Genomic DNA, 1,363 nt, shown 5'->3' on the forward strand with positions numbered 1-1,363 from the left:
CATGCACCAGCTTTTTTCACCGGAAGCTAACAGCAACCCCGTCCACCTACAAGAAAAATATGTGGGGAAGGGTCAGGCTCTGACCCCGGTTTGAGATGGCGCATCAGTCGCGCGGCAATGGCTTGCCCTTGGCGATGACTTCGTGGCAGTCGCCCTTGATGGTGGCATTGTCGTAGTCGGTCCAGCCGTAGCTGTCGACGTAGCGCTTGTGCTGCTTGAAGGCGGCGTTGACGAAGCTCCACTCCAGGCGCTCGTCCGGGTAGCGCACGTCGCCCAGGTCGAGCAGGGTGTGGAACATGTTTTCCGTCGCCAGCTTCGCCTTGCGGTGGCGGCGCAGTTGCGTGACCTTGTCCGGGAAGCGCTCCGCGTACGTATCCGAATACCAGGCGAACGCGGGGACGTGGAATTCGTATTGCGTGTTGTGGCCATGGAAGGCGAGGCGGCAGCTGTTGTCGTACAGCGTCTGGCCGTGGTCGGCCACGTACAGCATGGCGGCCGGCTTGTCGGCTTCCTTCAGCGTGCCGATGACGTGGTCGAGGAACCAGTCCGTGTACAGGATCGAGCTGTCGTAGCTGTTGTTCAGCTTGTCCTTGATCCCGATGTCCGTGTAGACGGGCTTGTCGATGCCGTACAGCGACGGCAGCCATTTGTCGAACTGCTTCGGGTAGCGGTGGCTGTAGTTCCAGTGGCTGCCCAGCGTGTGCAGCACGATCAGTTTCTTCGGCGCCGGATCCGCGACGGCATGCTTCAGCGGACCGAACAGGATCTCGTCGTAATTGGAATTGTCCGTGAAGCCCCCCAGGTTCAGGAAGTCGACGACGTCCGCTTCCTTCGCGAACACGGACACGGGCGTGTCGAATTTGCCGAACGAGATCTGGTTCGACAGCCAGAACGTTTTATAGCCCGCTTCCTTGAACGCGGTCAGGAACGATTTTTCCGAGAACCCGTCCTTGAGGCTTTGCGTGGCCGGCTTGCGCGAGATGATGACGGGGACGCTCAGGCGCGTGGCCGACACGGACGTGATCACGTCGCGCAGCGGCACCAGGTTGTCTTCCTTGGACAGCAGCGGGTTCGTTTCGCGGTCGTAGCCGTTCAGGCTCCAGCGGTCGTAGCGCGACGATTCGCCGATCACCATCACGATCACCTGCGGGTCGTCGTTCGGCTCGGCCAGGTGCGCATGGAAGCGGAAGGAGGCGCTGCGCCGGTTCAGGTCGGCGAGATAGACCCGTTCCTTGTAAAAATCGACGCCGCGCGCGGCCAGGCCGAACGGCCAGGAGTGCGCGAACGTGTCCAGGTCGAACGGCAGCTTCATCCAGTGCGCCAGCGGCGGCAGCGAGGCGGGGCGGGGGATGCTGGATGGACG

1 protein-coding gene is annotated in these 1,363 nt (G+C 62.1%); it reads right to left on the reverse strand.

The features are described from left to right. Positions 1–103 precede the first annotated feature (103 nt). On the reverse strand, positions 104–1,363 hold a 1,260-nt coding region (locus ACEN88_RS31805), incomplete at its 5' end, for a phosphoethanolamine transferase (protein WP_413346168.1).

Source organism: Massilia sp. CT11-108, from assembly GCF_047302915.1.
Classification (GTDB): Bacteria; Pseudomonadota; Gammaproteobacteria; order Burkholderiales; family Burkholderiaceae_D; genus Telluria; species Telluria orientalis.